Origin of the sequence: Algihabitans albus, from assembly GCF_003572205.1 — a bacterium.
In the GTDB taxonomy this organism is placed as follows: Bacteria; Pseudomonadota; Alphaproteobacteria; order Kiloniellales; family DSM-21159; genus Algihabitans; species Algihabitans albus.
This window is the reverse complement of the sequence record NZ_QXNY01000006.1, coordinates 469,957-495,888: the sequence shown is the minus strand read 5'-3', so window position 1 is coordinate 495,888 and position 25,932 is coordinate 469,957. Positions and strand designations below refer to the sequence as shown.

The 25,932-nt window shown below is 66.3% G+C and carries 28 protein-coding genes; 10 read left to right on the top strand and 18 right to left on the bottom strand.

Going from position 1 to position 25,932, the window contains the following annotated elements; genetic code table 11:
- Nucleotides 1-825, top strand: a complete 825-nt coding sequence (gene rsmA, locus DBZ32_RS19105; protein WP_119168823.1) for a 16S rRNA (adenine(1518)-N(6)/adenine(1519)-N(6))-dimethyltransferase RsmA — start codon at nucleotides 1-3, stop codon at nucleotides 823-825.
- 7 nt (nucleotides 826-832) lie between these two features.
- Here rsmA and gmk read toward each other — a convergent pair whose 3' ends face one another.
- A complete protein-coding gene (gene gmk / locus DBZ32_RS19100) occupies nucleotides 833-1,495 on the bottom strand; it encodes a guanylate kinase (protein ID WP_119168822.1) in 663 nt (220 codons plus the stop codon).
- 31 nt (nucleotides 1,496-1,526) lie between these two features.
- On the bottom strand, nucleotides 1,527-2,426 hold the full coding sequence (locus DBZ32_RS19095; protein WP_235830272.1) for a YicC/YloC family endoribonuclease: 900 nt from the start codon (nucleotides 2,424-2,426) through the stop codon (nucleotides 1,527-1,529).
- A 105-nt stretch (nucleotides 2,427-2,531) separates the two neighbouring features.
- Here DBZ32_RS19095 and DBZ32_RS19090 point away from each other — a divergent pair, with 105 nt between their 5' ends.
- Entirely contained in the window at nucleotides 2,532-3,299 is a 768-nt protein-coding gene (locus DBZ32_RS19090; protein WP_119168821.1) for an SDR family NAD(P)-dependent oxidoreductase, read from the top strand.
- A gap of 235 nt (nucleotides 3,300-3,534) precedes the next feature.
- Here the strand turns inward: DBZ32_RS19090 and DBZ32_RS19085 are convergent, their stop codons facing one another.
- Nucleotides 3,535-4,005: a hypothetical protein gene (locus tag DBZ32_RS19085; protein WP_119168820.1), complete on the bottom strand. Its 471-nt coding sequence runs from the start codon at nucleotides 4,003-4,005 to the stop codon at nucleotides 3,535-3,537.
- 377 nt (nucleotides 4,006-4,382) lie between these two features.
- Between DBZ32_RS19085 and DBZ32_RS19080 the strand changes: the two genes are divergently transcribed.
- The 4 genes from DBZ32_RS19080 (at nucleotide 4,383) to DBZ32_RS19065 (ending at nucleotide 7,771) form a co-directional block, all read left to right on the top strand.
- Nucleotides 4,383-5,204 (top strand): alpha/beta fold hydrolase, encoded by an 822-nt coding sequence (locus DBZ32_RS19080; protein WP_208539303.1) that lies wholly within the window; start codon nucleotides 4,383-4,385, stop codon nucleotides 5,202-5,204.
- A gap of 108 nt (nucleotides 5,205-5,312) precedes the next feature.
- Nucleotides 5,313-5,945 carry a LysE family translocator gene (locus DBZ32_RS19075; RefSeq protein ID WP_208539302.1) on the top strand — a complete coding sequence of 211 codons (633 nt, stop codon included), beginning with the start codon at nucleotides 5,313-5,315 and terminating at the stop codon, nucleotides 5,943-5,945.
- A gap of 469 nt (nucleotides 5,946-6,414) precedes the next feature.
- Nucleotides 6,415-7,371 carry a ribosome small subunit-dependent GTPase A gene (gene rsgA / locus DBZ32_RS19070; protein WP_208539301.1) on the top strand — a complete coding sequence of 319 codons (957 nt, stop codon included), beginning with the start codon at nucleotides 6,415-6,417 and terminating at the stop codon, nucleotides 7,369-7,371.
- A gap of 25 nt (nucleotides 7,372-7,396) precedes the next feature.
- A complete protein-coding gene (locus DBZ32_RS19065) occupies nucleotides 7,397-7,771 on the top strand; it encodes a LysE family translocator (protein WP_119168817.1) in 375 nt (124 codons plus the stop codon).
- Between the two features lie 570 nt (nucleotides 7,772-8,341).
- Here DBZ32_RS19065 and DBZ32_RS19060 read toward each other — a convergent pair.
- The 4 genes from DBZ32_RS19060 to sfsA all read right to left on the bottom strand — a co-directional run bounded on the left by DBZ32_RS19060 (nucleotide 8,342) and on the right by sfsA (nucleotide 11,490).
- Nucleotides 8,342-8,935, bottom strand: a complete 594-nt coding sequence (locus tag DBZ32_RS19060) for an SAM-dependent DNA methyltransferase (RefSeq protein WP_208539300.1) — start codon at nucleotides 8,933-8,935, stop codon at nucleotides 8,342-8,344.
- Between the two features lie 104 nt (nucleotides 8,936-9,039).
- Nucleotides 9,040-9,774: a RadC family protein gene (gene radC / locus DBZ32_RS19055; RefSeq protein ID WP_119168815.1), complete on the bottom strand. Its 735-nt coding sequence runs from the start codon at nucleotides 9,772-9,774 to the stop codon at nucleotides 9,040-9,042.
- A 16-nt stretch (nucleotides 9,775-9,790) separates the two neighbouring features.
- A complete protein-coding gene (gene map, locus DBZ32_RS19050; RefSeq protein ID WP_119168814.1) occupies nucleotides 9,791-10,606 on the bottom strand; it encodes a type I methionyl aminopeptidase in 816 nt (271 codons plus the stop codon).
- A 170-nt stretch (nucleotides 10,607-10,776) separates the two neighbouring features.
- On the bottom strand, nucleotides 10,777-11,490 hold the full coding sequence (gene sfsA / locus DBZ32_RS19045) for a DNA/RNA nuclease SfsA (RefSeq protein WP_119168813.1): 714 nt from the start codon (nucleotides 11,488-11,490) through the stop codon (nucleotides 10,777-10,779).
- A gap of 310 nt (nucleotides 11,491-11,800) precedes the next feature.
- Here sfsA and DBZ32_RS19040 point away from each other — a divergent pair, with 310 nt between their 5' ends.
- A complete protein-coding gene (locus tag DBZ32_RS19040) occupies nucleotides 11,801-12,235 on the top strand; it encodes a hypothetical protein (protein WP_119168812.1) in 435 nt (144 codons plus the stop codon).
- A 7-nt stretch (nucleotides 12,236-12,242) separates the two neighbouring features.
- Complete coding sequence (locus tag DBZ32_RS19035; RefSeq protein ID WP_119168811.1) at nucleotides 12,243-13,016, top strand: competence/damage-inducible protein A; 774 nt, start codon at nucleotides 12,243-12,245, stop codon at nucleotides 13,014-13,016.
- 64 nt (nucleotides 13,017-13,080) lie between these two features.
- On the opposite strand, the gene DBZ32_RS19030 is transcribed toward DBZ32_RS19035, so the two are convergent.
- The 11 genes from DBZ32_RS19030 to DBZ32_RS18980 all read right to left on the bottom strand — a co-directional run bounded on the left by DBZ32_RS19030 (nucleotide 13,081) and on the right by DBZ32_RS18980 (nucleotide 24,076).
- Nucleotides 13,081-13,791: a cysteine hydrolase family protein gene (locus DBZ32_RS19030; RefSeq protein ID WP_208539299.1), complete on the bottom strand. Its 711-nt coding sequence runs from the start codon at nucleotides 13,789-13,791 to the stop codon at nucleotides 13,081-13,083.
- Between the two features lie 26 nt (nucleotides 13,792-13,817).
- Complete coding sequence (locus tag DBZ32_RS19025; protein ID WP_162906846.1) at nucleotides 13,818-15,083, bottom strand: TRAP transporter large permease; 1,266 nt, start codon at nucleotides 15,081-15,083, stop codon at nucleotides 13,818-13,820.
- A 5-nt stretch (nucleotides 15,084-15,088) separates the two neighbouring features.
- Complete coding sequence (locus DBZ32_RS19020; RefSeq protein ID WP_162906845.1) at nucleotides 15,089-15,583, bottom strand: TRAP transporter small permease; 495 nt, start codon at nucleotides 15,581-15,583, stop codon at nucleotides 15,089-15,091.
- Nucleotides 15,584-15,595: 12 nt separating this feature from the next.
- Entirely contained in the window at nucleotides 15,596-16,594 is a 999-nt protein-coding gene (locus tag DBZ32_RS19015) for a TRAP transporter substrate-binding protein (protein WP_119168808.1), read from the bottom strand.
- A 37-nt stretch (nucleotides 16,595-16,631) separates the two neighbouring features.
- Nucleotides 16,632-17,267 (bottom strand): isochorismatase family protein, encoded by a 636-nt coding sequence (locus tag DBZ32_RS19010; RefSeq protein ID WP_119168807.1) that lies wholly within the window; start codon nucleotides 17,265-17,267, stop codon nucleotides 16,632-16,634.
- A 17-nt stretch (nucleotides 17,268-17,284) separates the two neighbouring features.
- Nucleotides 17,285-18,016, bottom strand: coding sequence for a Sua5/YciO/YrdC/YwlC family protein (locus DBZ32_RS19005; RefSeq protein WP_119168806.1), 732 nt, complete (start codon nucleotides 18,014-18,016; stop codon nucleotides 17,285-17,287).
- Between the two features lie 41 nt (nucleotides 18,017-18,057).
- Nucleotides 18,058-19,479 (bottom strand): MmgE/PrpD family protein, encoded by a 1,422-nt coding sequence (locus tag DBZ32_RS19000; protein WP_162906844.1) that lies wholly within the window; start codon nucleotides 19,477-19,479, stop codon nucleotides 18,058-18,060.
- A 303-nt stretch (nucleotides 19,480-19,782) separates the two neighbouring features.
- Nucleotides 19,783-20,454 (bottom strand): GntR family transcriptional regulator, encoded by a 672-nt coding sequence (locus DBZ32_RS18995; RefSeq protein ID WP_119168804.1) that lies wholly within the window; start codon nucleotides 20,452-20,454, stop codon nucleotides 19,783-19,785.
- Nucleotides 20,455-20,638: 184 nt separating this feature from the next.
- The gene (locus tag DBZ32_RS18990) at nucleotides 20,639-21,781 is read right to left on the bottom strand and encodes an AbrB family transcriptional regulator (RefSeq protein WP_235830270.1); all 1,143 of its coding nucleotides are present in this window, start codon (nucleotides 21,779-21,781) and stop codon (nucleotides 20,639-20,641) included.
- Nucleotides 21,782-21,791: 10 nt separating this feature from the next.
- Nucleotides 21,792-22,973: an acetylornithine deacetylase gene (gene argE / locus DBZ32_RS18985; RefSeq protein ID WP_119168803.1), complete on the bottom strand. Its 1,182-nt coding sequence runs from the start codon at nucleotides 22,971-22,973 to the stop codon at nucleotides 21,792-21,794.
- A gap of 128 nt (nucleotides 22,974-23,101) precedes the next feature.
- Nucleotides 23,102-24,076 (bottom strand): transcriptional regulator GcvA, encoded by a 975-nt coding sequence (locus tag DBZ32_RS18980; protein WP_119168802.1) that lies wholly within the window; start codon nucleotides 24,074-24,076, stop codon nucleotides 23,102-23,104.
- Between the two features lie 142 nt (nucleotides 24,077-24,218).
- On the opposite strand from DBZ32_RS18980, the gene DBZ32_RS18975 reads away from it, so the two are divergent.
- Both DBZ32_RS18975 and DBZ32_RS18970 read left to right on the top strand, forming a co-directional pair.
- The gene (locus DBZ32_RS18975; RefSeq protein ID WP_119168801.1) at nucleotides 24,219-24,488 is read left to right on the top strand and encodes a DUF1127 domain-containing protein; all 270 of its coding nucleotides are present in this window, start codon (nucleotides 24,219-24,221) and stop codon (nucleotides 24,486-24,488) included.
- Nucleotides 24,489-24,625: 137 nt separating this feature from the next.
- The gene (locus DBZ32_RS18970) at nucleotides 24,626-25,819 is read left to right on the top strand and encodes an MFS transporter (RefSeq protein WP_119168800.1); all 1,194 of its coding nucleotides are present in this window, start codon (nucleotides 24,626-24,628) and stop codon (nucleotides 25,817-25,819) included.
- The last annotated feature ends 113 nt before the right edge of the window (nucleotides 25,820-25,932 follow it).

The window sequence follows — 25,932 nt, the reverse complement described above, 5'->3', positions numbered from 1 at the left end:
TTGACGGCCCTGCCGCCCTTGCGGGAGGTCATCGCGACCCATGGGCTGGCCGCCCGCAAGAGCCTGGGACAGCACTTCCTGCTCGATCTCAACCTGACGCGCCGCATCGCCAGAACGGCCGGCGATCTCGCCTCCGGCACGACGGTGGAGATCGGCCCCGGTCCGGGCGGCCTGACGCGCGGACTTCTGCTGGAGGACGCCGCCCGCGTGGTGGCGGTCGAAAAGGATCCCCGCTGCCGTGCGGCCCTGTCGGAGGTCGCGGCCGCCGCCCCCGGCCGCCTGGAGCTGCTGGAGGCGGACGCCCTGCAGGTCGATCTCACCGCGCTGGGTCCGGGCCCGCGCCGTGTCGTCGCCAACCTGCCCTACAACGTCGGAACGCCGCTCCTGATCGCCTGGCTGGCCCGGATCGCCGAGGATCCGACGGTCCTCGAGTCCATCACCGTCATGCTGCAGCAGGAGGTCGCGCAGCGCCTGGTGGCGGTACCGCGGACGAAACAGTACGGCCGCCTTTCCATCCTGACCCAATGGCTCTGCGAGACCCGCCTGCAGTTCGATCTGCCGCCCCGCGCCTTCGTACCGCCGCCGAAAGTGGTCTCGAGCGTGGTTCGGCTGATCCCGCGCGCGCAACCGCTCGCGCCGGCCCCCCTGCCCGCCCTGGAGCGCGTGACCCAGGCCGCCTTCGGCCAGCGGCGCAAGATGCTGCGCCAGTCCCTGAAGTCGCTCGGCGACGCGCAAGCTCTGCTGCGGGAGACCGGCTTGCCGGAAACCGCGCGCGCGGAGGAGCTGACCGTCGAGGATTTCTGCGCGCTGGCCCGCGCGCTTTGATCCAATCCTACCCGAGAAGTCCCTCGACGAAGGCGCTCAGGCCGGCCTGACGGCGCCGGCGCAAGCGTTCGGCGTGGAGAATGCTGCGGACGTCGGCGAGGGCCGCCTCCGCGACCCGGTTGACCACCACGTAGTCGTAGTCCTCCCAGTGCTCGATCTCTTCGAGCGCATTCTTCAGGCGTCGGCGAATGACCGCCTCGGCATCGGCGGCGCGGGCGAAGAGCCGGCGCTCCAGCTCCGCCAGCGAGGGCGGCAACACGAAGACGCTCACCATATCCCGATCGATCGCCTGCCGCACCTGCCGGGCGCCCTGCCAGTCGATGTCCAGCAGGACGTCCTGTCCGGCGGCAAGCATCCGTTCGACGGGTTCGCGCGGCGTGGCGTAACGGTGATCGTGCACCAGCGCGTGCTCCAGAAAGGCGTCGGCCTCGGCCATCTCGGCGAAGCGGTCCCGCTCGACGAAACGGTAGTCGCGCCCCTCGACCTCGCCCGCCCGCTTCGGCCGCGTGGTGCAGGAGACCGAGAGGCTCAGGTCCGGCTCACTGGCCAGCAGTCCGCGCGCGATGGTGGTCTTGCCGGCGCCCGACGGGGAGGAGATCACCAGGACCAGGCCGCGCCGCGCGACCGCTTCGCCCTCGTCGTTCTGCTTGTTGGTATCTTCGACCTGCACCCTGCCTCCGCTCCGCTCTGACACGGTCCGACTATTCCAGGTTCTGAACCTGCTCGCGCAGCTGCTCGATGGCGCCCTTCAGCTCCAGGCCGATCCGGGTCAGCTCGACATCGGAGGACTTGCTGCAGAGCGTATTGGCCTCGCGGTTGAACTCCTGGCAGAGAAAATCCAGCCGCCGGCCGACGGGGCCGCCCTCGGCCAGCAGTTCGCGGCTGCCGGCGATATGGGCGGCCAGGCGGTCGAGTTCCTCGCGCACGTCGGCCTTGCCGACCAGCAGGGCGGCTTCCTGGGCCAGCCGTTCCTCCGGCAGGGCGGGTTCGGCCTCCAGCAGTTCGGCGAGCAGCGCCTTCAGGCGGGCCTTGATCGCCGCCGGCTGGGTCGCCGCGCAGGCCCGGGCCGCCGCTTCTAATTCCGCGATGCGCTCCAGGTGGGCCTGGAGCAGGGTCTGCAGGCGCGCGCCCTCCTGCCCGCGCATCTCCGCCAGCGCCGCGAGCGCCCGGGAAAAGTCGGCGCGCACCGCCGCGCGGCGTGTAACCTGCTGTTCCTCGCTCTCTTCGTCCTCGCTCTCTTCCAGGACGCCGCGCAGAGAGAGCAGGCCGTCCAGGCGGGCCGGGGCCGCCGGCACCTCCGTCTCCAGCTCCTTGGTGATCGCCACCAGCTGGTCGAGCACGGCTCGGTTGATCGTGAGCTTCGCGGGCGCCTTGCCGGCCTTGGTGGTCAGATTGGCCTGCAGGCTGCCGCGCGACAGCGTCTCGCCGGCCAAGGCCCGGATTTCCGGCTCCAGGGCCTCCCAGCCGCTGGGCAGGCGGTAGCGCTGGTCCAGTCCCCGGCTGTTGACCGAGCGCAGCTCCCAGGTCCAGGAGACCCGGTCGTCGGCCCCTTGGGTCCGGGCGAAACCGGTCATGGACTGAAGCGCTGCCTTGGCGGTCATATTGGAATCCGGTCGATTGGGAAGGGTGCCGCTGGACGCGGCCGAACGCCGGGCCTTATAGACCGGGGCAGCCGGCGCAACAACCTTGCGGGCCTGGAGCGAAGCGTGACCGCCGATCCGAAGCACATCCTGATTACGGGCGCCTCCAGCGGCATCGGCGCGGCGTTGGCCCGCCGCTATGCCGGCGCGGGGCGGCGTCTGACGCTCACGGGCCGCGACGCGGCGCGCCTGGCCGGGGTTGCCGCCGACTGCCGCGCGGCCGGCGCCGAGGTTGCCGCGCTGACACTCGACGTGACCGACCGTGCCGCAACCGCCCAGGCCATCGAGGCGGCGGACCGGGCCCGACCGCTCGACCTGCTGATCGCCAACGCCGGGGTCTCCGGCGGCACGGGCAAGGCCGGCGCCGAACCGGAGGAGCAGGCCCGCCGGATCTTCGCGACCAATCTCGACGGCCTGCTCAACTCGGTGCAGCCGGCGGTGGCCCTGATGACGGCGCGCGGGCGCGGCCAGCTCGGACTCATGGCCTCCCTCGCCGCCTTTCGCGGCTTCCCCGGCGCGCCGGCCTACAGCGCCAGCAAGGCCGCCGTCCGGGTCTACGGCGAAGCCCTGCGCGGTCACCTGGCGGACAAGGGCGTATCGGTCTCGGTGATCTGCCCCGGCTACGTGAAGAGCCCCATGACCGCCGTGAACGCCTTCCCCATGCCCCTGCTGATGGAGGCGGAGCGCGCGGCCGAGATCATCGCCAAGGGCCTGGCGCGCGACCGCGCCCGAATCGCCTTCCCCCGCCGCCTCTACGCCCTGGTCTGGCTGCTCGCCGCCCTGCCGCCGGCGCTCATCGATCCGCTGCTGCGGCGCCTGCCCGAGAAGGGGTAGGTGGAGAGCGTCCTGCAGATAAGGAGACGTGTAGGCGCTCCGCCAGAACTCCGGTCTCGCTGGCTGTTAGTGACGTACCGGATAAAAGGATGCGGATGCGCGAACGCGGATCACCTGGCAAGCACAAGCAGTAAGAACAGCGCGCTCGGTCTCAGCGTCCAAAATACTTCCAGCGAGCTTAAGCGAGAATCGCTTTTCCAGCCGACCATAACAAACGCAGTCGATCTATTGGGTTCTAGACGTCTTCAGCGGCGACCCGCCGGCGCAGATAAGCCTCGGGATCGGGCCGCGCCGTCATCATGGTCTCGCGCCAGGCGCGCTGTTCCGCGTCGATCACGGCCAGTTCCCAGACGCAGGCGACGACCGGCCGCCTGACGGTGTCCAGCGGTGCCTTCGCGCCCCAGAGCCGGCGCCGGATGTGCTGACAGAGCACAGAGCCCTGGATCCACCAGTGCGCCGAGATGGAGACGCCCAGGTCGCCCGGATGGACGATGACGAAACCCAGGCCGTTGTCCTGGCCTTCGGCCTCGACGCGCGGCGGCACCTCGCTGCGCGTGAAATCGCGCGCCTCCTCAAGCAGGCTGTCCGAAAGCGCCTGCCCTTCGGCACACAGGCCGTAGACCTTGAGGCGCAGCGGGGAGATGTCCCACCTCCCCAAACCGCTGAGGGCGCGCGGACGATAGCGTTCTAGACGTTCCGAGTTCATTCCGATGCCCCGCCTCATTCAGGCAGGTTGAGTACCGTCTCAGGTGGAGTCAACGGCAGCGTGATCTCGACCTTGCCCAAGCGCAAAGGCCTGGGGCTCACCCCTGCCCAGCGGCCAGAACCGGCTGAGACCCCTGCTGATCTGGCCGAAGGGCGTCACCTCCCCAAGGGTCGAGGCCTTGTCTCATCTGTTGAGGGAGGCCCGGGCGGCGCCGGGGAGACGGGCTTTGGCTGGTCGCTCGTAGGAGGAGAATGCTGCGCCGCAACCACCATGACAGGCGCGCTCCTGGCGCGTCGCTATCCGGTCTAGGCTGTTCGGCGGCCCGTTGTTCAAGGTAAAAGAGGCTGCCCCGCAACCACCTGTCCAAAGGGATCATGATGTCCCATCATCGGATCGAGTCCGGGCGCGCGCTGCTGGCGGCGGAGGTTGCCGGCGAGGGCGCGCCCGTCGTCTTCCTGCATGCCGCCGTCACCGACCGCCGCCTCTGGCGCGTGGAGCTGGAGGGCGTCGGCGCCACCTCTCGGGCCATCGCCTACGACCGGCGGGGCTTCGGCGAGACCCGCGCCGAGACGGAGGACTATTCCTCGGTCGCGGACCTGATGGCGGTGCTCGAGGCCACGGCGGAGGGCGCAGCGGCGATCCTGGTCGGCTGCTCGCAGGGAGGACGCATTGCCATCGACGCGGCCTTTCGGCATCCGTCGCGGGTCCGTGGCCTCGTTCTGATCGCGCCCAGCGTGACGGGTGCGCCCGAGGCGACCTATCCGCCCGAAATCGAGAGCGTGACGGCCCAACTGACCGAGGCCGAAAAGGGCGGCGATCCAGAGCGGATCGGCGCGCTCAAGGCGCGGCTTTGGCTGGACGGCCCGCTCGCGCCCGAGGGCCGTGTCGCGGGTCCGGCGCGCCGGCTCTTCCACGAGATGCACTCCATCGTGCTCCGCTCGCCGCCGGTCGGGTCGGACAGCGACACCGCGCCCAACTTCCAGCGGCTGAGCGAGCTGTCGGTGCCGTCGCTGATCCTCTGGGGCGATCTGGACTTTCCCCATATCCAGGAGCGATGCCGCCATATGGTCGCGGCGATGCCGAGGGCTTCGGGCCGGAAGATGACGAAGGTCGCCCATCTGCCCAGCCTGGAGCGGCCGGCCGAGGTCACGGGTCTGCTGACCGACTTCATCGATCGCTGCCCGGGCGGTCGAGCCTAGCTCCTCCATCCGAGACCTTGGCCGGCGTTGACACCTGCGTCCGCCGCGCCGAGGCTTGCCTGCCGGCCGGCACGCCCCTTGGCCGTCCGAAGGAAACGGAGAAGCGGTTTGCTGGAGCCCTACGTCGCCGGAATTCTCATTGCCCTTGGCGTCTTCGTCATGGGGATGTTCAGTCCCGGGCCGAACATCCTGGCGATCATCGGGACGGCCATGTCCAGCGGGCGGCGGTCCGGAAAGGCCCTGGCGCTGGGCGTCGGGACCGGCTCCTTCCTCTGGGGGACCCTGACGCTCTTCGGCCTGACCGCCCTGCTGACGGCCTATGCCGCCTTTCTGACGGTCATCAAGATCGCCGGCGTCTGCTACCTGCTGTATCTGGCCTTCAAGGCCTTTTCGGCCGCCTGGACCGGCAAGGAGATGCCGGTGCGGGCCGTCGAGGCCGAGGGCGGCTTCTGGACTTATTACCGCCGTGGCCTGCTGATCCAGATGACCAACCCGAAGGCGGCGCTGACCTGGATCGCGATCCTGTCGCTGGCGATGGACCCGACCGCCCCCGTCTGGGTCGGCGGCATCGTCGTCCTGGGCACCGGGGTCATCTCCATCGTCGGCCACCTGACCTACGCCGTCGCCTTCTCGACCGCCCCGATGGTCGCGGGCTACCGCAAGGCCCAACGCCTGATCGACGGCGCGCTCGGCAGCTTCTTCGTCTTCGCGAGCTATAAGATCGCCACCTCGGATCGGTGAGCTTCGGGCGAGGGCACGCGATGACTCAAGGCTGGGCACCTCCATGCTTAGAGCTGGCAACACTATCGTGCGACGAACCTCTGCTCCGGTTCGCACCAACATCGTTTCCGAGCAACTTGAAAAGGATCCGAATAGGACCTAAATCCACACTCTCTGAAGTGGAGATTTCATGTCCCGGTAAGGTGGGGAGGCAAAAAGCCTCCCGACGCAAAATCAGCAATTGAGACGCGCGTTCAACGTCCGTTCGGCGCGCCTGCTGACTTGCGATTTCAAATGACACCGACCCTTTAGGCCAGAGCCCTGCTCTTGGCTGAGACATGAAAGTTGACCCGCAATGACACGGGACTATTCCAGGTTCTTTCCGTCCAAGATCAGAGGCGGAGGATCGGACCGACAGCCGTCACCGCTCCAAACGCTTGGCTGGCAGCCCCATTTCGCGCAACAGATCAGCGTTGACGAGCTGGTTGAGATGCCGCCGGTTCGCATTGTCGAAGTGCATTTCAACAGGCTGCACGTTGTCGGCGATGGCATCGACGAGACAATCCCGCCCCTACCCGATGCGACGGTCGGCGACTGGCTGTTGCTCGATCGCGCGCACCCACAATCAAGTCGGATCCTGGAACGAAAAAGCCTGATAAGACGGCGCGCTCCGGGAACAGGCCGGCAGCTGCAATTGATTGCCGCCAATATCGACACGATGTTTGTCGTGTCGTCCTGCAATCAGGATTTCAACATCGCGCGTCTGGAACGCTATATCGCCCTGGCATTTGACGCCGAGATCACTCCGGTTATCGTTTTGACAAAGGCCGATCTGGCCGCAAACCCTCAAGCCTATGTTGACGATGCCCAGGCGATTTCCGACCTCGTCGCCGTTATCACGCTCGACGCACGTGGCGGCGAGCCACGGGAAAGGCTGGCGGACTGGTGCAAGCCTGGCAAAACCGTCGCGTTTCTCGGGTCGTCCGGCGTGGGCAAATCGACCCTGACCAACGCCCTGGCGGATACGCGGCCGATCAAGACGCAGCCCATCCGTGAAGACGATGCCAAAGGTCGCCATACAACCACGCGGCGGCAGATGTATCTCATGCCGGGTGGATGCCTGGTGTTGGACACACCCGGAATGCGCGAGCTGCAGTTGACCGATGCGGCAGTCGGTATCGACGATGTGTTCGCGGACCTCCAAGGCCTGTCGACCCAATGCCGCTTCAACGACTGCCAGCATTTTGCGGAACCGGGATGCGCTGTCTTAAAGGCAATAGAGTCCGGCGATATCGACGCGGCACGGCTTGACCGATGGCGCAAACTCAAGGCCGAGGAAGCCTTCAATTCGTCCAGCTTGGCGGAGCGCCGGTCCAGGGATAAAGCGTTCGGCAAGATGGTCCGCTACGTAAAAAGGACAAAAGGCCTGAAAGGACTGGGACGATAAATCGAGCGCGGCTGTCCGCGACCCACTGTATCTGGCCTTCAAGGCCTTTTCGGCCGCCTGGAAGGGCAAGGAGATGCCGGTGCGGGCCGTCGAGGCCGAGGGCGGCTTCTGGACTTATTACCGCCGTGGCCTGCTGATCCAGATGACCAACCCGAAGGCGGCGCTGACCTGGATCGCGATCCTGTCGCTGGCGATGGACCCGACCGCCCCCGTCTGGGTCGGCGGCATCGTCGTCCTGGGCACCGGCATCATCTCCATCGCCGGCCACCTGACCTATGCCGTCGCCTTCTCGACCGGCCCGATGGTCGCCGGCTACCGCAAGGCCCAACGCCCGGTCGACGGCGCCCTCGGCACCTTCTTCGTTTTCGCGAGCTATAAGATCGCTATGTCAGACCGTTGAGCGGGGGTCTGGGGTGGCGTGGTTGTTAAGCGTCGAAGGCATCCAGCTTGGCAGCCGCATTTGTTTCAGAAGCGCAACTAATCAATTCGCCTCAAAGGCCGACGTGTGATCAACCGTTTTGTGCTGCGACCGTAAGATGATGTTCTGTTTCGTACATCCTATAAAAGCAAACTAGCGTGGTTCGCCAAAAACAAGAAGACTCGCCAAAGTGTTTCCCTCCGACTAAACTCAACTATGGAGGGAGGTCAAAATGACCACAGATGTAGACCGCGTTACTGAAACCGAAGTTTCGCTAGCTGTGTTAAGGATCGCCTCGGGTCGAGCTGATAGTACGGCTACCTTTCATAGACTTCGAAAAGAGCTTCCGAACTATCTCAATCTTTCAGCAGCAGATCGCAGGCGATCTGAGACACGACCTAACGAGGAAGTGTGGGAACAGCTTATACGGAACATCAAATCTCATTACGAATCCGAGGGCAACATCATCTGCGAAGGCTATGCGGAGCACGTGCCTCGCGTTGGTTACAGAATTACCGACAGTGGTAAACACTATCTCAAACGGCGGGGTTACTAGGAATATTTGGCCTTATAGCCGGGCTCAAGCCATTTGAGTTCTGTGCCGCCGGACGCATGCTTGTCCCAAACCACCCAAGCGTAGGCAGTAGTACCAGAACCCGCTCGCTTAGCACCTTTCATGTAGAATGTGATCCGCTCGCTGAAGACCCAAACACGGCTTGGTGGCGTCGTGCTAAAGATCGTGCGGGCTCGCTTTGCCCCCTCAAGAAAAGCGAGCCTGAGTAAGAGCGCAAACTTCTCATCAGCTTGCTTCAAAGCAGAGGCGACAAAGCCCTCAGCGCTGTGGAACGGCGGGTTAGTGACAATGTTCGGAGCACGGCGCGATGTATCGAGAAAGTCGTGACCAACCTCGCCAAAACCGCGATTAAAAAGATCGGAACTGATAACAACACTACCGGTTTCATCTAGGACTTTAGACATCTCGCCATCCCCACAAGCACATTCCCAAATGTCGCCCTTGAACGATTCGTTATCGATCAAAGCGAAAGTGGCCCATCGCGGCGTCGGATAGAAGTCTGGTCCGTCCAGATCCGCATTGCGCTTAGTGGTGGGCTTAAAGCCACCATTGATTTGGTATGTCGCATCCATCACTAAAATTGTCGCAGAATCAGTATGTTAGTCAAGTTCTCAAAATACGAGTCATTAGAATCACTTAGCCCCCGCGATCAGCTAGAAGCCGCCGCCGCCCCCTCCTACAACAACCCCAGCGACTTGAAACTCGCGTGTCCCTCGCGGCCGATGACCACGTGGTCGTGGACGCGGATCTCCAGCTTGGCGGCGGCCTCCACCACCGCCTGGGTCATGGCGATGTCGGCCTGGCTGGGGGTGGGGTCGCCGGAGGGGTGGTTGTGGACCAGGATGATTGCGGAGGCGTTCAGTTCCAGCGCGCGCTTGACCACCTCGCGCGGGTAGACCGGGGTGTGGTCGACCGTGCCGCGCTGCTGGCGCTCGTCGGCGATCAGCTTGTTCTTGCGGTCGAGGAAGAGGACGTGGAAACACTCGACCCGCTCGTGCGCCAGGGTCACGCGGCAGTAGTCGAGCAGCTTCTGCCAGGAGGCGACGACCGGCCGGTCCTGCGCCTGCTCGCGCGCCAGGCGCCGCGCCGCCTCCGGCACCACGGTCAGCACCGCCGCGCCCGCCTCCCCCAGGCCCTTGACCTTGGCCAGCTCCGCCGGCGTGGCGGAGAGCGCCCGCTCCAGGCTGCCGAAGCGGCCGAGCAGCTGCTTGGCCAGGGGCTTGGTGTCGCCGCGCGGGTTGGCGGCGAAGAGCAGCATCTCCAGCAGCTCGTGGTCGAGCAGCGTGCCCGGCCCCTGCTCCAGCAGGCGGCGGCGCAGGCGCGCGCGGTGGCCGAGGTAGTGGGGTTTCGACGCCGGCTCGGACGCGCGCCGGCCGCCGGTCTTGGACTCCTTGCCGATCGGGTCGTCCACCCGCGCCCGACCCCGACTAACCGTCGTAGGGCGGGCAGGTCCAGCCCTTGGGCGAGCCCGTGAAGATCTCGTAGCCTTCCGCCGTCACGCCGATGGAGTGCTCGAACTGCGCGGAGAGCGAGCGGTCGCGGGTGACCGCGGTCCAGCCGTCGTCCAGCAGCTTCACCTCGAAACGCCCCGTGTTCACCATTGGCTCGATGGTGAAGAACATCCCCTCCGTCAGGGCCACGCCGGTTCCCGGGCGGCCGTAGTGGAGGATCGAAGGGGCATCGTGAAAGACCCGGCCGAGACCGTGGCCGCAGAAGTCGCGCACGACCGAAAAGCGGTTCGCCTCCACGAAGGACTGGATGGCGTGGCCGATGTCGCCCAGCGTCGCGCCGGGCCGGACCACCTCGATCCCGCGCATCATGGCCTCGTAGGTCACCTCGACCAGCTTGCGCGCTTTGACGCTCGGCTTGCCGAGGTAGAACATCCGGCTGGTATCGCCGTGCCAGCCATCCAGGATGACGGTCACGTCGATGTTGATGATGTCGCCGTCGATCAGCTTCTTCTGTGGGCTCGGGATGCCGTGGCAGACCACGTGGTTGACGGAGGTGCAGATCGACTTGGGAAAGCCGCGATAGTTCAGCGGCGCCGGGATCGCCCCGCGCGCGACGATGAAGTCGTGGGCCAGTCGGTCCAGCTCCTCCGTCGTGACGCCCGGCTGCACCTGGGGCGTCAGGTAGTCCAGTGCCTCGGCCGCCAAACGGCCGGCCCGGCGCATGCCCTCGAAGTCCTCGGGGCCATGGATCACGATCTGTCGCCGTTCGGCGAGGGCCTGATCGGTCTGCATTGCGCCTCTGCTTGCTCTCGAAAGGAGGGAAAAGAAGCGATACGCCGCTTGCGCTCGCCGGCTGACTGGTAGTTTGCACCTGTCGCGCGGCGGTTCAAGGTCTTCGGGGCCTGCCCCGGCTCCCTGATAAAGTTGGAGCGCGATTCACGTCCCGACGGGACGGCGGCGCCCTAGAACCGGACCGGCAGAGCCTGCCCGACGAGGATCTCCCGCGGCGAGATCTCGCAGGCGACGCAGTAGGCCTCGACCCCGCGCGCCAAGGCCCGCGTCAGCGCCCTGGCGTAGCCCGGATCGAGGTCCCCGGCGATCGCGAAGGCCGTGCAGTCGACGCGCTGCACCACGTAGAGCATGACCGCGCGATGGCCGGCCTCGACCATGTCCCCCAGTTCTTCCAGGTGCTTGGCGCCGCGGGTCGTGACACAGTCCGGGAACTCCGCCAGACCGCCGCCGCGCAGCAGATGCACGTTCTTGACCTCGACGTAGCAGGGCGGGAGGCCGGCCTCCTCCAGCAGCAGATCGATGCGGCTGTTGCGGCCGTACTTGACCTCCCGGCGCAGCCCGCCGTAGCCCGAGAGTTCGGGGATCCACCCCGCCGAGATCGCTTCGGCCGCCAAGCGGTTGGGATGGCCCGTGTTGATCCCGACCAGACCCTGGCCGATTCCGTCGGCCGGCTCCACCAGTTCCCAGGTCCAGCGCAGCTTGCGGGCCGGATTCGTCGCCGACGACAGCCAGACCCGCGCCCCCGGCGTGGCGAGCCCCAGCATGGCGCCGGGATTGGGGCAGTGCGCGGTCGCCTCGCCGCCCTCCTCGAAGACCACGTCGGCGAGGAAGCGCTTGTAGCGGCGGATCAGGCGGGCGGGAACGAGCGGTCGGTCGAAACGCATGGCGGGCGGCACGCTAGAGCATGTTGCGATCGTATGGAATCGCCTCGCGGTTCCGCCGATCACAAGAAGCAGACTCTAATACTTTGAATCGAGACTGAATTTACCGCAATCGCCGGCCCCGATAGGTGGGTCCGGCCGATCGCTGTCCGGTCCGGACCGGATTCCGGCGGAAGGGACTCCCGGCCCCGGGGCCTCGTCGCCCGAGCGACAAGATGCCGGGGCCCGGCGGGCCGAAGAGCCTTGAGTCGCTTGCCGGATTATCGGGTCTTCGCACTTGCGGGAACCGGCGCCGCAGGTCAGTTTATCGGCTATGACGAAGCTGACACTCCTGATCCCCGCCGCTCTGCTGATCCTGCTGACCGCCTGCAGCGAGCCCGAGCGACAGCCCAGCGGTCTTCCGGCCGCCACCGCGCCGGCCGGGGAAACCTCGCCTCTGCTCTCCGTCCCGCCCGAGGCCCTGGTCTGGAGCCAGCCGGGCGTGGCCGACGACCGCCGGCAGGACGATATCGAGAGCTGTTACGCCTTCGCCCGGGCGCGGGTTCAAACCAATCGTCAGATCGACCAGGATATCCGCGGAAACCTCAGTCAATCCGGCAGCTACAACACCACGCGCGGGTTCCAGGGGCGGCTCGACGACTTCGAGTCGCGCAACCGCCAGTCCCGGCTGTTCAACGACTGCATGGAGTCCAAGGGCTACGTGCAAGGCGCGCCCGCCGACGCCGCCGACCCGCAGCCGGCCCAGTAGGCCTCGCATGTCGGACACCACCGTCCCGGAGAGCGGGAGCCGCGTCGTCACGGCCGCTCTTCTGCTGATCGGCAACGAGATCCTCTCGGGCCGGACCAGGGACGCCAACCTCACCTACATCGCGACGCGCTGTACCGAGCTGGGCATTCGCCTGGTCGAGGCGCGGGTCGTGGCGGACAGCGAGGCGGCGGTCGTGGAGGCGGTCAACAGCCTGCGCGCCAGGGTCGACTACCTCTTCACGACCGGCGGCATCGGCCCGACGCACGACGACATCACGGCGGACTGCGTCGCCAAGGCGGTCGGCCGGCCCCTGATCGAGCATCCGGAGGCACGGGCCCTGCTGGAGGCGCACTACGGCGACCAGATCAACCCGGCGCGTCTGCGCATGGCGCGCACGCCGGAGGGCGCGGAGCTGATCGAAAATCCCGTCAGCACGGCGCCCGGCTTCCGAACCGGGAACGTCTACGTGCTGGCGGGCATTCCGAAGATCATGCAGGCGATGTTCGAAAGCCTGGCGCCCGACCTGGTCGGCGGCGCGCCCCTGCTCTCCCGCGCGCTGGAGGTCGACCTGCCGGAGAGCGTGATCGCCGGCGTTCTGACCGAAGCCCAGGCCGCCTTCGCCGACGCCGTCGACATCGGCAGCTATCCCTTCGCGCGCGGCGGCGGATTCGGAGTCTCGGTCGTCCTGCGCGGGACCGACGGCGAGACGCTGGCCCGTAGCCTCGCCACCGTGGCCGCCGGCCTGCGCGACCTGGGCGGCACCGTCGAGGAGCGGACCTGACCGGCGCCGGGCCCAGGCGACAAGCGGCACAGGCGCCGATGACCGAGGCAGCGGCACGACGAACCTAGGCGACGATGGCTGCCACGGAACCGGCGCTGCCGGGCGCTGCGGCCGTCAGATCCAACTCGCCGACGACCTCCTCCACCGACAGGACCCGCCCCCACAGCCGGGTGAAGGCACCGAGCGTCATATCCTGCATCTCGTCGCTGCAGGTGCCGGTGGCGTCGGAGACCATCACGGACTCGAAACCCCGGTCGGAGGCCTCGCGCGCGGTCGTCTCGACGCAGTTGTTGGTCGAGACCCCGACGGCAACGATCTGGGTCAGCCCCTTGGCCCGCAGCACCGAGTCCAGCGGCGAGGACGCGAAGCCCCCCTGGGTGGTCTTGTTGAGAACGAGTTCGCCCGCCAGCGGTTTGAGCTCGTCGAGGATCTCATGCTCGCGCGTGCCCGCGTGGTTGTTGAGCGTGGACAGGAAGGCGCGCATATGCGGCGGTGCGTCGGAATAGTCGGGCAGCCGCGCACCCAAAGTCAGGAAGATGACCGTCTCTCCGGCGGACCGGAAGGCCTCGAGCAGACGCTGGATCCCCGGCACCACGACGGTTTCGATGCGGTCGAAGCGGTAATCGGCGTCGGCCAGCTTGCCCTGGTCGGCCAGCCACTTGCCCAGGCCATGACGGCGGCTGCCGCTGGCGTACTGCATGTCCACGACCAGCAGGGCGCAGGATCCGCGGGTGAGACGAAACTCGTGATTCAGGACATCGATGTATTGGGCCACAACTCCTCCTCCGCCCCCGCCGGGGCTCAGTCCAGGAACGCCAAAGAAATCCAAGGCAGATAGGTGACCAGCACCAGCGCCAAAAGCATGATGCCGACGAAGGGAACGACGCCCCGGATCACCTCCTCCGGCCGGGTGCCGGAGATACCCGAGATGACGAACAGGTTCATGCCGATCGGCGGCGTGATCGCCGCGATCTCGATATTGAGGGTCAGGATGATGCCGAAATGGACCGGGTCGATACCCAGTTCCCGCACCGCCGACAGCAGCAGCGGCGCCACCACGGTCAGAATCGTCACGCCGTCGAGGAAGCAGCCCAGCACCAGAAGCGCCAGGTTGACGATCAGCAGGAACATCCAGGGTTCGAGGTCGAAGGCGCCGACCGCCTCGACGATCCCGGCGGGGATCCCCGCCAGAGTCGCCAACAGGCCGATGAAGAGCGCCTGGGCCACGATGAAGAGGATGGAGGCCGTCATCCTCGCGCTGCGCGCGAAGATGACGGCCAGAGCGGCGAGACCGACGGTGCGATAGACGAAGGCGGCGATGAAGAGGCCGTAGAGGGCGGAAATCGCCGCCGCCTCGGTCGGCGTGAAGATGCCGCCGTAGATGCCGCCGAGAACGATGGTCGGCATCAGCAGCGCCGGCCCGGCCCGGCCCAAGGCCCGCAAAGCCGAGGTCGGCGAAAAAGCACCGCGTTCGCCCCAGCCGTTCCGGTGGACGAGCACCAGGGTGACGCCGATCAGGAGCAGCGTGACGAGGGTGCCGGGCAGGATCCCCGCCTTGAACATGTCGGTCACCGAGACCTGGGCAATGGCCCCGTAGATCACGAAGACGATGCTGGGTGGGATCATGATACCCAGGGTGCCGCCGGCCGCGAGCAGTCCCCCCGAGAAACGGCGCGGATAGCCGGCCCGGTCCAGCTCGGGGATGACGATCCGCCCGAGCGCCGCGGCCGAGGCCACCGAGGAACCGGTCATGGCGCCGAACAGGGCCGCCGAGAGCGTCGCCCCCACCGCGTCGCCGCCGCGGATCGGGCGGGTAACGCAGCGCATGAGGTCGAACAGCTGAGGCGCCATGCGCGCCTCCACCATGATGTTGCCGGCCAGAATGAAGAAGGGGATCGCCAACAGCACGAAGCTGTCCAGGCCCGAAAATTGGGACTGTGCCAGTTGCGTCAGGGAGGTGACGTCGAACAGCAGGATCGTCGCCAGCCCGACGGTGCCGAGGGCGAAGGCGACCGGCACGCCCAGAACCAGCAGCACGAAGAGCGCGACAATGAGAAAGACAGCCAAAGCGCCTAGAATCCCGTCGTCAGGGAAGGGTGGCGAGAGCGCCAGATCCGCAGTATGCGTTCGACCAGCCGGAGGCTGACCAGGAGGTAGCCGAGCGGCACGATGGCCTGAAAGGCCCAGATCGGAATCGCCAGGTCGCTGTCCGCGGACATCAGCCCGTAGCTTCGGCTGTCCTGCACGAGTTGGACGCCATACCAGGCGACAAAGAGACAGAAGACGAGACAGACCAGACTGGTCAGCACCTCCAGCCATCGCTTGACCCGCGCCGGCAAGAGCTCGACGAAGACGGTGACCTTGATATGGGCGTCGCCGCGCACCGCCGCGGCGACGCCGAAGTAGGTGAGCCAGATCAAGGTGTAGCGCGACACCTCCTCGCTCCAGATGAAGGAAACGGAGAACAGGCTGCGCGCCGCGATCTCCAACACCACGATGGACAGCCCGAGAAAAAGGAGCAGCCCCGCGAGCGCATCCTCAAAGCGGTCGAGGACGCGGCGAAACACCGCCATCCCCCGCTACGGGGCCTGCTGGAAGCTGCGCAGCTTGTCCAGAAGCTCCGAGCCGAAGCGCTCCTCCGCTTCGTCCCACTGCACCTTCGTCACCTCGATCCAGGCGCTGCGTTGCTCGTCGGTCAGGCGATGCACCTCGATGCCGCTCGCGGCGATCTTCTCGAAGGCCAAGGCAGCTTCCGTTCGGGCGCGTTCCCGATGGTTGCGCGTCACTTCCTCGATGGCCTCGCTGAGGATCGTCTGGTGTGCCTCGCTCAGCCCCTCCCACCAGGCCTTGTTTACAGCCCAGGGGTAAAAGGCGAAGTAGTGCGGCGAATCGGTCACGTAGGCGACCACATCGTCCCAGCCATAGGAGATGAAGGCATCGGCCGGAGTGTTCAGCCCGTCGATCACCCCACGCTCCAGCGCGGCGGAGACCTCGGTGACGTTGATCGGCACCGGCTCCGCGCCGAGCAGTTCCAGAGTGCGCGCATTGGTTCGGCCGAGTGCCCGCAGTTTCAGCCCGGCGAAGTCTTCCGGCATCTTCAGCGCACGTTCGGTATTACCGACAGGCAGGTAATCGTAAACCAGACTGCCGATGACCAACGCACCCTTCTCCTCGATCTCCGAGAACACGCTGGACATGAAGGCCTCGTCGTCGGCGGCGCGGTAGAAAGCCTCGTGCGTAGGGAAGGTGAAGGGCAGCTCGAATACTGAGATCTGCGGCGAAACGGCGGACCAGTAGACCGAGACGAGAGTCGCCATCTCGGCGTCGCCACGCATCACCGCCTGCAGGATGTCGAGGCCCTTGTAGAGGCTGCCCGACGGGTAGAACTCCACCTCGATCTCACCGTTCGAGCGCGCCTCCACGAGCTCGATGAACTCTTGGTTGGCCAGACCGGGCGATATATCCGCGTTGTACTCGACCGGGAACCTGATCTTCAGCTCCTGAGCATCGGCCTGGGGCATAACCGCGACCGTCGTCACCGCCAGGGCCGATAGGGCCGTCTTCGCCATGAACTTCATCTCGTGAGCCTCCTTGGTTTCTCATTTTCTTGGTATCTCAGTTTTGCTTCGGCGCGTTTTCTTCCAGAAGACTCAAGGTCTCCTCAAGAGACAGCACATCGGCGTAGCGGCGCCCGACGTCCCGAAGGTTGTCCTCATGCGGGCGCAGATCGACATCGCCGCAACAGTCGTGCGGCACCATCACGCGAAACCCGTAGGAGAAGGCGTCGATGACCGTCGCCCGCACGCAACCCGAGGTGTTGCAGCCGATCACGATCGTCGTATCGACCCGCTCCTTGATCAGGTAGGAGATCGCCGGCGTCTGGAACAGCAACGAAGGCCCGATCTTCTGCACCACGACATCGTAGTCCCGATCGTAGATGCGCGGATCCAACTCCGTGGTCCAGTTGCCCTGGTGGAACTCGCTGGTCACCGCCGGAATCTTCCAGTGCAGCGCATCCTTCTCGCCGCAACTCGCCACGAAGGTCTGCACCACCGGAACGCCGAGACGCCGTGCGGCGGCGAGGAGGCCAACGCTTTTCTGCACCGCCTGCTCGACCAGGGGGCTGCCGCCCAACGGGCTGGCGCTATCGGTGAAGCCGCGCTGAAAATCGACCACGAGGACGGCCGGGCGTTTGCCGAAACCGATCTCACGCGCGCCGAACCCCTGCTCCTTGTAACCGTCCTCCGTCATCGCTTCCCCTCCTCGCCTCAGGACTGGAGTTTCAGGTCGACGTCAAAGCGATCCTTGAAGGCCTGCCTGACCTTGTCGAAGACCACGCCGACACGGATCACGCTGAAGTCGTTGAAATCTATGATCGTGCTCGACCGCCCCTGGTCGTTGGCGTACTTCGATTGGCCGTAGTCGACGCAGATATCGGCAGCCGCCAGCACCTCCGGCTCGATCTCCTGCAGGCGGTACTTGCTGCCCTTCAGGGACGTGTTGGCGGAGGAGCCGAACACCGGCTTGCCGGCGGCCGAGGATTGCCGGGCGATCTCGTCGTGGAAAGCACCGGCGTTGAGCAACATGTCGAGCGTCTTCGCCTTCGTGGAGTTTTGTATGACGAAGGGGTCGACCTCGCGGAAACAGGCGTGATCGTCCCGAAAAGGCGCGACCACGGAAAAGGGCAGGCGGTCCTGCTCGATCACGGTCCGGATCATCTCCCGCTTCTCGTCCGGCAGAATGTGAATCTCCTCGCTCATCCGCCAGTTCGAGAACATGCCGCTCGGCTTCTCGTAGCTGCGATTCTTCGCTGCGAAGATGCGACGGATCGCGTCCTCGCGATGACCGACGATGGCATAGGCCACGTCGAGCGGCACGATGGCGACACCGCCGCCGTAGAGCACCTCCAGGACCTGCGCCACGTCACGCTCCAGGCGCTCGCGCGGAATGGGATCCCCGGTCGTCTGGATCGGCGGCTGCGGCGCAATGGTCTGGGACATCGTCTTCTCCTTACTGGTGCCGGACTGCTGCCAGGCCTCGCTCAGGCCGCCGGCTTCTCGGCGGCCCGCCGTTCCGGGCCGATCAAGCAGGTCACGAAAGCAGCAGCGTCGCCATCGCGCCAAAGCCGGGCGACCGCGGCCTCCAGCCCCTCGGGGTCGAGCCAGTCGACCCCCGGATTGAGACGTTCGAACTTGCGGGCGAAATGGGCGCGCGACATCTGCCGGCGCGGCGTTCCGAGGCTGTCGAGGACACGGGCTTCGCGGCGCTCGCCATTGGTCAAGTCCAGCTCGACGCTCATCCCGAAGTGGCGTGGGAAGGCCGCCTCCAGGGACTCGTCGGTCCTGGCCTCGACCAGGTCGCAAAGGCGGTGACGCGCCGGAGAGACCAGTGCGTCGACTGCGAAGCCCTCCAGGCTCTCCGGCCCGTCGAGCAAGGCGGCGGCCACGGTGAAGGGCAGACTGTACTGGGCCGCCATCTTGGAAGCCGGCCGGCGCTGCATGTGCTGTTCTACGACCAGACCCGGCCCGCCGAAGGACAGGCTGGCGATGGACTCGAGCGGCAGGGTGAAGTCATCCGTGACCGTCGCCAGCGCATCCAGTCCCGCATGGAACAGCCGGCAGCAGGGATAGGGCTTGAAACTGATGTCATGGATCGCCTGGGGCGCCCCCAGCCCCGCCGTCAGCCGCTCCGGGTCGGGTGCACTTCCGTAGAGGGCCAGCACGCCGTAGCGCCCGTCGAAGGCGCGCGACGGGCCCCAAAGGCTCTTGCGCACCAGATCCGCCGCGGTGATGCCGCGCTGCGCGGCGATCCCGGCATGCAGGCGCTTGACCTCGGGCGCCTGGGCGTCTTCGGAGAACTGCATGGACCCGCCGGTCATCGACAGCGCCAGGCCCCAAGCGGCGGCAAGCGCCTCGGGCGGCAGCCGATAGAGCAGCGCGGCGGTGGCAGCCGCGCCGAAGGTGGTGAACACGGCCGTCGGATGGAAACCGCGCTCGAGCATCTCCCCGGCTCCGACCGCGGCCCCCAGACGTGCCGTCGTCTCATAGCCGGCAGCGATGGCACGGGCGATCTCGCGTCCCGTCGGGGGTGTCTCGGCTTCGCTCGCGGCTTCGCTGGCGACGGCCAGGGCTGAGGCGATGACCGGCGCCCCGGGGTGGCTGACGGAGACGTCGTGGGTGTCGTCCAGTTCCAGCGCGTGGGCCGAGGTGGCGTTGGCCATCGAGGCCAGGGCCGGAGGACAAGCGAAGCCGGTGCCGAGCACCTGGGCCGCGCCGCTACCGGCGGTCGGCCGGGCATGTTCGGCGAGGGCCTGCGACCAGGCTTCCTCGGCGCCGCGCAGGGCGACCGCGGCGTGATCGAACAGCAGCCGGGACAGCTGGGTCCAGTCCGCCTCGCTCAAGTCCGCGTCCGACCAGCCGCAGAGATGCCGCGCCAGATCCAGGGTGCGATCCCGGCCGCTCATCGGAGCGCGACCCTGCCCTTGCGGCCCGTCTTGCATGCCCGTCCGGGCCTTTGCGGCAGCAGGGACGGACCTGCGGCCTGCAAGGCGTCGCGCGGCGCGACTTCGAGGGTTTCGACGCCGCGGGATCTGCCGGTCTCGGACATTTCACCTCCGCTCTTAGTCATAATATTGCATACACTTTTTATAGGCGTGCAAGCACAATTCGCCCCGCGGAGTTCGACACGCCGCCCCCGGCTCGGCCACCGGCCTGGCGGCGACGGGATTCAGCCGGACTTCGTCCTGACTGCGGTCGAGGACCCCCCGCTACTCGGCGGCCCGAGCCGGGCGGGTTTGGTGCAGCATACGCTCGCAGGCGACCAGAATGTGCTCCTTCATCAGAGCCCGGGCGCGGTCGGCCTGACGGCTCTGAAGGGCATGCAGGAGCGCCCGATGATCGGCCTGGGACCGGAACAACTCGTCGTCCGAGAAGCCAAAATAGTTGCGGATGATCAGAGGCAGACCGCTCGTGCGATCGATCAGTTCCAGCAGATGACGATTGGCGCAGTGGGCATAGATGGTTTCGTGAAACTGCTTGTTCAGAGCCAGAAAATCGCTGCGCTTGGTGTCCTGCGAGAGGCCTTGCGCACCGATCGTCTCGTCCATTTCCTGTGCCAGCCGGACCAGCGATGCCTCCGTCGGAGGCTCCAGCCCGCGTTCGGCGGCGATCCGTACCGCCTCCGATTCCAGGATGCTCCGGCAGACGTAGATCTCGGACACGTCGTCTTCGCTGTAGGTCGCCATGATGTGGCCGCGGTTCGGCTCGTAGACCAGCAGTCCCTCGAGTTCCAGCCGGTTCAGCGCGGCGCGGATGGGGGTGCGTGACAGACCGAGCTGGCGTGCCAGCCGAGCCTCGCGAACCCGCACTCCCATGTCGAAGGTGCCCCCTTCGATCAACCGCCGGATCTGTCTGTAGGCCGACAGGCTCAAGTCATCCATGGTCAAAAACTGTACAGAGAGACCACCACTTTCACCAGCTTTGAGCGAATTCAGCCGGCAATTTCGGGCGATCTGTATGCACTTTTCAGGAGATTGCGGCCGGAACCGCGCGTCATCCAGTTAGGCCAAAGCCAGCGAAGCGGCTTTCTGGCGTCCGAGTTTCAGCTAAAGAGTAAGGATCCCGTCAGTCGCCCGGCTCCGGTTTTCGCCGGCCCATCAGTCGAAAGGCGGCGGGCGCCAGAACCACGATCAGCACGATGCGCACGATATGGTGGGTGGCGACGAAGGCCGCATCGGCCCCCAGCGCGATGGCGATCAGACTCATCTCGGCGAGGCCGCCGGGCGCGAAGGCTAAAACCAGCGCACGCGGATCGAGGTCCAGCGCGAGGCTCAGCCCGCCGGCGAACAGCAGGGTGACGGTCACCAGGATCGCGGTGGCGCCGATCGACTGGACCAGGGTCTGGAGCACCAGCCGCAGCTCGGTGCCGGCGAAACGCGCACCGATCGCCGCGCCGACCGCGACCTGGGCGGCGGAGACCAGCTCGACCGGCGGCGCCGCCTCGGTCCAGCCGGCCAGATGCACGCCGGCACTGACCAGCATCGGTCCGACCACGGCCGCGGCCGGCACCTTGACCGCCCGCGCCAGGGCGAAGCCGACGATCCCGCAGAGCGTCAGAATGCCCAGGTCGGTGAGCGGAATGCTGGCGATCGGCAGGCCGGCGGCCGGGCGGCTGCCCGGCTCGAACTCCTCCAGCCAGCGGAAGGCGAAGGGGATGGTCAGCACGACCAGCAGCAGCCGCGAGGCATGGGCGAGAGAGATCCGCCGAGCATCGCCGCCCATCTCGCTGCCGACCACGATCATCTCCGACAGGCCACCGGGCATCGCCGAAAAGTAGGCGGTGATCGGGTCGTAGCCGCAAACGCGCCGGAAGTAGAGCAGACCCGCGCCGCCGGCCAGCGCGATGTAACCGATCAGCGAGACCAGGCTGACGACCCACTCGTCGAGTCGCGCCAGGATCTCGGGCGTGAAACCGCTGCCCAGCATGACGCCGAGAACGGCGACCATCACGGTGCGCAGCGGTTGCGCCATCGCGATCGGGGCCCCCGCGACAGCGGCGACCGTCGTCGCGGTCATGGCGCCGATCATCCAGGGCAGCGGCAGGCCGAGTGCCGCAGCGGCCCAGCCGCCCAGGCTACCGAGGATCAGCGCCAGGGCGATGCCGGGCGCGCGCTGCTTCAGATCCGGTTTGGGAACCGGTTCGGAGGCCGGCTCGGGGGCCGGAGCGACGTCCGGGCCGGGGTCAGGGTTGGAGGGTGAGTCTCGCACTCAGCCGCGCCTAGGCGGCCGACAGGCGCTCGGCGACCAGACGCTCGGTGAGGCGGTCCATGAAACGCTCGCAGAGCGCCACCTGCTCAAGGGCGATGAACTCGTTCGGCTTGTGCGCCTGCTCGATCGAGCCGGGTCCGCAGACCACCGAGGGAATCGCCGCTTCGTTGAAGAGGCCGGCCTCGGTGCCGAAGGCGACCTTGCTGGTCGCGTTCGCGCCGGTCAGAGCCTTGGCCAGGGCCACGACCGGATGCTCGCCGGGCGTATCCATTGGGGCGATGGTCGACATTTCCTCGAAGCTGAAGCCCGTACCCGGCCGGCGCGCCTGCATCTCCGGCTCCAGCACCTCACGGGCATAGACGACGACCTCATCGTAGAGCGGTCCGTAATCCTCGGTGGGCAGATTGCGGAACTCGAACTCGAAGCTGCAGTCCTTCGGCACGATGTTGAGGGCGGTCCCGCCCTGAATCGTGCCGGTGTGAACGGTGGTGTGGGGCACGTCGAAGTCTCGGTCGAAGGGGCCTTCTGCCTCCTTGCGCCGGGCCATTTCCTGCAGCTTGACGACCAGCCGGGCGGCGTACTCGACGGCATTCACGCCGGTCGGCGCCAGGGAGGAGTGAGATTCGAAACCGCGCACGCTGCAGGTCACGGAGATCTTGCCCTTGTGCGCGTTGATCACCTTCATGTCGGTCGGTTCGCCGACCACCACCAGCGCCGGCCGGACCGGCAGCTCGGCGAGACGGGCCAGCAGGGGACGCACGCCCAGGCAGCCGACCTCCTCGTCGTAGGAAAAGCAGAAGTGCACCGGCGTCTTGAGGTCGGCCTTGGCGAAGATCGGAGCCTTGGCCAGGGCGACGGCGACGAAGGATTTCATGTCGCAGGTGCCGCGCCCGTAGAGCTTGCCGTCTTTCTCGACGATCTCCCAGGGATCGGTCTGCCACTCCTGACCGTCCACAGGAACCACGTCGGTATGGCCAGAGAGCGCGATCCCGGGGCGGTCGGCCGGGCCGAGGGTGGCGTAGAGATTGGCCTTCTGACCGGTCTCGTCGTAGATCAGCTCGCAACTGGCGCCCAGGTCGGCCAGGTAATCGCGCACGTATTCGATCAAGCCGAGGTTGGAATTTCGACTGGTCGTGTCGAAGGAAATCAGCTTGCGGATCATCTCAAGCGAAGACTCGGAGGGACGGGCCATTCGGGACCTTCTCTGACGCTGGTGAGGGCAGGAGACTGTTCTACGAAGTCATCAGTTATAGCAGCCGGCTTCGGGAAAGTGCAGCGGGTCCGCGACAAAGCAGACACCTTGGGGACGCAAGGCTGAGGTCAGGGAGAGCCGAGCGTGTGCGGATCCGCCTCCGGCGGGCGCTGCAACAGACTGAAGGGCGTGGTCTCGCTGCGCGCCTCGGCCAGCAGCCAGTCGCGAAAGGCGACCACCTTGGCCCGATCCGCCATGGCGGGACTGCAAACGATCCAGTAGGCGAAGCTGGTGCGCAGCCGGGGACCGAAGGGACAGACCAGGCGTTCGGCCCGCAGGTCGTCGCAGGCCAGCGAGAGCCGGCCAAGGGCAACGCCTTCCCCCGCCATCGCCGCCTCCAGCACCATGGCCATGTGGGAATAGCCGGGGCCGCGCTCCCAATCGATGCCGCTGTCCTGCAAGCCGGCCGCCTGGAACCAGACTCGCCAGTCGGGACTGTCGGCGGTGCCGCTCACCTCGTCGTGCAGCAGGGTGTGATGCCGCAGGTCCTCGGGATCCCGCAGGGCGTTCCGGCCTTCGCAGAGCGACGGCGCGCAGACCGGCAGGATTTCGTCGCCCATCAGCCAGTCGACACGCAGACCCGGATAGATCCCGGATCCGTAGCGAATGCCGATATCGATCTCGTCGCGCTCCAGGTCGGCCAGACGGTCGTCGGCGGAGACCAGGACGTCGATCTCCGGATGCGCCGCACGAAAGCGGGCCAGACGCGGCAGCAGCCATTTCGAGGCGAAGGACGAGAGCGCCGAGACGCGCAAGGGCCCGCCGGCCTCAGCCTGCCGCAGGCGCCGGGCGGCCGCGTCCAGAAGATCGAAGGCCTCCTGCGCCGCCGGCAGCAGGCTGCGTCCGGCCTCGGTCAGGACAAGCGCCCGATTGAGCCGGCGGAACAGCGGAAGGCCGAGATGATCTTCCAGTGCCTTGACCTGATGGCTGACAGCGGCCTGGGTGACGGCCAATTCATCCGCCGCCTTGGTGAAGGACAGGTGGCGGGCCGCCGCCTCGAAGGCGCGCAGAGCATTCAGCGGAGGGAGACGACGACGACGCATGGCAGCCTTGCTCGCCTATAAAATTTCTAATCTCACTCCCGAGATAACATCGTTTGCGCCGAAGCCTCAAGCCGCACAGATTCTCTGGTGAAAGGAACGCAACGGCGTTTCCTCTCGATTTGCAGCCATGAGGAGATTTGTCATGACGATATCAGTCGGAACCCTGCGGCGGTTCGTATCCCATGGCCACACCGCCGACCATGACTCCCTCGCCGACTACGCCAAGGCGCCTTTGCGGCAGTCCGGCGCCGTCGGCCCGCTGGAAGCTCTGATCAACCTGTTTATCGCTTGGCAGGATCGCGCCAACCAGCGTCACGACCTGGCGGAGATGGACGACCGGCTCCTGCGCGACGTCGGCCTGGACCGCCTGGACGTCGAGCGCGAAATCGCGAAGCCCTTCTGGCGTTCCTGAGGTGACCGCAGCGCCGTGTCGCTTTCGTTCCGGGCGCAGCGATACCCTCCAAACGAAAACGGCCCGCGTGATCAAGCGGGCCGTTTCCTCTTTGGGTCGGTTGTAAAACAATTGGCTTATGCTGCATTGGTTCTGAAATGGACCAGATCGCGCAGCCACAGCCCTCTACTGCGCCGGCTACGGCGACCGACTGGAATTCGGTCGTGGTGGTCGTGCTCGGCATTACTATTTTCGCGATTGCACAAGGGCTGACCCACCCCTTGATTTCGCTCTTGCTCGCCGAACGCGGGGCGTCGGATCTGTTGGTCGGGCTGAACGCAACGGCATTCATGCTGGGGCTGGGAATCTCGGTTTTAGCAGTGCCGCGTCTGTCGAGACGCATGCGCGCAGGACAAGTAATCGTGGCAGGTCTGATCGGCACGGCTGTGGTCCTGTCCGCTTTTGCGATCTTCGACACCCTTGCCGCGTGGTTCATCCTCCGGTTTGCACTCGGTTTCTGCGTAAACGCCATTTATGTCTTCGGGGAAGCTTGGTTAAACGTCGCGACGGCAGACAAGGTGCGCGGCCGCGTTTCGGGCATCTACGGCGCCGGCATGACGGCGGGCTTTGTGATCGGCCCCATGATGATCCCGCTGCTCGGTACCGAGAACGGTCTCGCCTTTGCCGCCTGTGCGGTGATCGTGTCTCTGGTTGCTTTTGCCTTCGCGCAGTTGTCCAGGCGGGCGAAAGTCGAACCCGGCAAGCTTGAGCTTTCGGACCTGCCGCGTTTTGCGCGTGCCGCGCCGCTGCTGCTGTTTCTTGTACTTACCTTCGGCTTTGCCGACGCATTGGCTCTGGCCCTGGCGCCGCTGCACCTGACGGCGGGCGGAGCTTCGGTTAATGCGGCAGCCACCTTCGTCGCGGTCATGCATGTCGGTATGTTCGTCGCCCAACCGTTTCTGGGCATCCTTCTCGATCTTAGAGACCGGTGGTTCATCGCCGCGGCCTGTCTGTTCGCCACCGGTCTCTCCTTCGGCGCCCTGCTTCTGGTGCCTGCGACCAGTTGGCTCGTGTGGCCGCTCGGCGCGCTTGCCGGAGCCGCGTTCTTCGGCATCTACACCTGTGCGCTGTCGATCCTGGGGCGCGAGTACCACGGCCCGATGCTGGTCGCCGGCGCATCGGCTTTTTCGGTGGCCTATGCGCTCGGCGGTATGGTCGGACCCGCAGTCTCCGGCGTTACCAGCACGCTGCTGCCCGGAGCGACCTTTCTGCCAGTGGTGGTGGTTGGATTTGGCGGCGCGCTCATCGTTATCCGGCAGCGGAAAAAATTTGCCGGCCTGTTGGACGAATGAGCGGGTGTCCAATTTAGCGATGAGCGGATGCGGAGCGCTCTCTCGACCGCCCCGAACTCTCCACTGCTCCGAAACCTTCTCAGGTTGCGCACGACCTCGCGGCAAGCAGACCA